At 64.5% G+C, this 3,812-nt stretch carries 2 protein-coding genes; one reads left to right on the forward strand and one right to left on the reverse strand.

Annotation, left to right across the window (positions count from 1 at the left end; all coding sequences use genetic code 11):
• Window positions 1-2,537, reverse strand: a 2,537-nt coding sequence (locus tag RR928_RS08215) for a delta-60 repeat domain-containing protein (protein WP_332682102.1), incomplete at its 3' end; no start/stop codon positions are given.
• Between the two features lie 418 nt (window positions 2,538-2,955).
• On the opposite strand from RR928_RS08215, the gene RR928_RS08220 reads away from it, so the two are divergent.
• Window positions 2,956-3,812: Bug family tripartite tricarboxylate transporter substrate binding protein (locus RR928_RS08220; RefSeq protein ID WP_332682104.1), on the forward strand; the 857-nt coding region annotated here is incomplete at its 3' end.

Raw genomic sequence — 3,812 nt, forward strand, 5'->3', positions numbered from 1 at the left:
GGCGGCTGAGGTGCAGGCGGCCGAGGCGGCGCCGTGGCCGTCAGCAGATAGCTCTGCGTCACCGACTCCGCGCCATCGCTGAGTTCCAGTTCGAGCGATGCCGCGCCTGCCGCCGCTGCCGTGAAGGTGGCACCGGCTATCGCGGCATTGATCTGCTCTGCCGTGCCGCTGAGCTGTATGCCGTCCGCGTCCGGGTCGCTGTCTTCCAGACCTTCGAGCGTTCCATTGACCGCGGTCAGCGTGAGCGTCATGTCGTCGCCATCGTCGTCGCGCACCGTGAAGCCCGCCAGCACCGCGGCCTGGCCCACGGTCACGGCCTGTACCTCGGTGGGCACACCCGCCAGCAGCGGCGCGTCATTGACCGGCGTGATGTTCACCTGCGTGCTGCCGCTGGCGGGAGGCATGTCGTCGCTGCCGTCGCTCAAACGCCAGTCAATGTTCACGCTCTCAGGCGGAGCATCGCTGGTGTTGGCATAGGTCAGCGAACGCAGGGCCTGGTTCACGCGCGCCTGCGTGGCCTGGGCGTTGAAGCTCAGGCTCAGCTGGCCTTCCGCCCGGGAATAGCTGCCTATGCGTATTCCGGACAATTCAACGCCACCGTCGTCGGTCAGCTCCAGCGCGCCGCTGGCACCAAACATATCCTGCGCATGGGCGCCGCCGCTGCGCGCCAGCGTGAGGCTGGCACCGGCGTAATGACCCTGGGCGGCAAGCTCGGCGTCAAAGACCTCGACCGTATCATCCAGCACCACAGGCAAGCCGTTCTCGGCATAGCTGACAGCGCCGCCCAGCGTATCGACCGGGCTGGTCAAGGGGTTGAACGTGGTGTCCAGGCTGCCGTCGGCGTTGAGGCGGATCAGGCTGAAGTCATTGTTGCCGCTGGCGTTGATGCTATACCCGGCCACCACGATCTTGCCATCGGGCTGCAGGGTGACGCTATGCCCCCAATCATTACCGTTGCCCACAGGCACCAGCAGCTTGCCGTTGCCCCCAAAGCCGGTGTCCAGGCTGCCATCGGCGTTCAGGCGGATCAGGCTGAAATCGTTGCCGTTGCTACCGTTTTCGCTGTATCCGGCCAGCACGATCTTGCCATCGGGCTGCAGGGTGACGCTATACCCCTGGTCAGCACCGCTGCCCACAGGCACCAGCATCTGGCCGTTGCCATTGTCACCAAAACCGCTGTCAAGGCTGCCATCGGCGTTCAGGCGGATCAGGCTGAAGTCGTGGCTGCCGCCATGGAAGCTGAACCCGGCTATCACGATCTTGCCATCGGGCTGCAGGGTAACGCATTGACCTTGATTGGTACGGGAGCTGTCCAGATCCAGCACACGCCTGCCGTCCTCCCCAAAGCCCTGATCGCGGCTGCCATCCATGTTCAGGCGGATCAGGCTGAAGTCAGTATCGCCGTTCGGTCTGACGCGGTAGCCGGCCACCACGATCTTGCCGTCGGACTGCAGGACGACGCTTTGACCCACATCACTTTCTTGGTCGCTGCCCACATCCAGCAGCAGCTTGCCCTGGTCGCCAAAGAACTCGTCCAGGTCGCCGTTGGCGGTCAGGCGAATCAGGCTGAAGACATCATTGCCGTATTTGCCGCTGTTGCCGTATTCGCCGCTGCTGTTTCCGGCCACCACGATCTTGCCGTCGGGCTGCAGGGTGACGCTTTGACCCTCACCAATGCGGCCGTCCCATTCCAGCAACTTTGTGCCGCCTTCCCCAAAGCCTTCATCGGGACTTCCATCGGCGTTCAGTCGGATCAGGCTGAAGTCAACTCCAAGTGGACCGATCACGCTCGTGCTGTACCCTGCGACCACGATCTTGCCGTCGGGCTGCAGGGTGGCGCTTTGACCAAAATCATGGCGGCTATCCAAACCCAGTAGTTGCTTGCCGCCGGTCCCAAAGCCCTGGTCCAGGCTGCCATTGGCGTTCAGGCGGATCAGGCTGAAATCGCTGCCGTCGATACCGTTGTTGCTGTGCCCGGCCAGCACGATCTTGCCGTCGGGCTGCAGGATGACGCTCAGGCCCTCATCAGTGCCGCTGCCCACGGACACCAACAGCTTGCCGCTGCCCGTGGGCACGGCAAACGTAGGCGCGCTATTGGCCGGCGGCTGCACCGCGGTAAAGGCGTAATGGCTGACGGCGCTCGTATGACCGTCATTGACCGTGATCTGCAGATGGCCCTGGCCGACGGCATCGGCAGTGAATGTGGCATCGGACAATGCGGCGCTGATCTGCGCGGCCGTGCCGGTCAGCTGTATTCCCGGCGCGTCGTCGTCGCCATCGGTCAGCCCCCCCACGACGCCGCCCACGCGCCCCAGGCCATCGAGCACTTCCAGGGTCACGGTCAGCTCGGCTTCACCGGGATGGGCGACCACGATATCGGCCAGCGCCGTCGCCCGGCCCACATGCACAAATTGCGCTACTGCGGGAATACCGCTCAGCACCGGCGCGCCCAGGACCCCGTTGACGGCGATCTCGCCAGCGTCCACCAGCGCGTCGCCATTGCTGAAGTCCGCTGACGTTTCACCGTCGATGTCCATGACCACCTCCCCGCCCTCGGGCAGCGCAGGCTGGCCCCCAAGGCGTTCGAGAGTACGAGCGCGTGAGTTCGGCATATCAGATACCTCATTGAATGGTTGAACGCCAGCGGCTGCACCTTTCGGCAAGCACTCCGCCTGATGCTGAGTGTGTTGCGTGTCGCCTGCCTGAGTTCCATTCCGTCGCGCATTGCCGGGGCGGATCGCAGCCATCCTGACGCGCTGGATGCTGAAACAACGCGCTCCCCGCACTGAGCGCGCGCAGGCGCGTTTTCTCCAGACCATTGCAAACCTGTCTAGGGTTAGCCCCCATTCTTCAACTTACCTGCCGAACGGTAGAATTATTTCACCAGCGAGATCCAAGCCCCTGCCGTGGCATGCGCAAGGCATGGCACGCACTTTCACAAAGGATTGCAGCAGCATGTTGATTCGACATTTACGTCCCGGTCTTGCCGCCCTTTTCGTCCTTTTCTGCGGCGTCGCGGTGCAGGCGCAGCCGGTGCAGGGCTTTCCGACCAAGCCGGTGCAGATCATCGTGCCGTATGCCGCCGGTGGCGTGACCGACATCCTGGCGCGCATCGTTGCCCAGCGCCTGTCCGAGCGCTGGAAGCAGCCGGTGATCGTCGACAACCGGCCCGGCGCGGGCACGGTGATAGGCACGGCGGCGGCGGCCAAGGCGCCGGGCGACGGCCATACCCTGCTGATCACCGCCTTTGGCTTCACCGCCAACCAGGTGCTGGTGCCCAACCTGCCCTACAACCCCGCGGCGCTGGCTCCGCTGGCGATGCTGGCCGACTCGTACAGCTACCTCTATGTGAACGCCGCGGTGCCGGCCAACAACATTCCCGAGCTGATTGCCTATGCCAAGGCCCATCCCGGCATGACATTCGCCTCGTCGGGCAATGGCTCCAGCCCGCATATCGCGGCCGAAGGCTTTGCCGGGCGCACCGGCATAGATATCGTGCATGTGCCCTACAAGGGCAACGGCCCGGCGATCAACGACCTGGTCGGCGGCCAGGTGCAGGCGCTGTTCGACAGCTCGGCAACGATGAGCTTCGTGCAGACCGGCAAGCTCAAGGTGCTGGGCGTGGGCAGCAGCGCGCCGATCAAGCGCTCGCCCGACATCGTGCCCATCGCCAAATCGGGCGTGCCGGCACTCGCCGACTTCACGGCCAGCGGCTGGTTCGGCATGTTCCTGCCCGCGTCCACGCCGCAGGAGCTGCAAAAGAAGATCTACGCCGACGTGCAGGCCGTGCTCGAGACCAGGGACATGCACGA

Source organism: Comamonas sp. (assembly GCF_036666375.1).
GTDB lineage: Bacteria > Pseudomonadota > Gammaproteobacteria > Burkholderiales > Burkholderiaceae_C > Comamonas.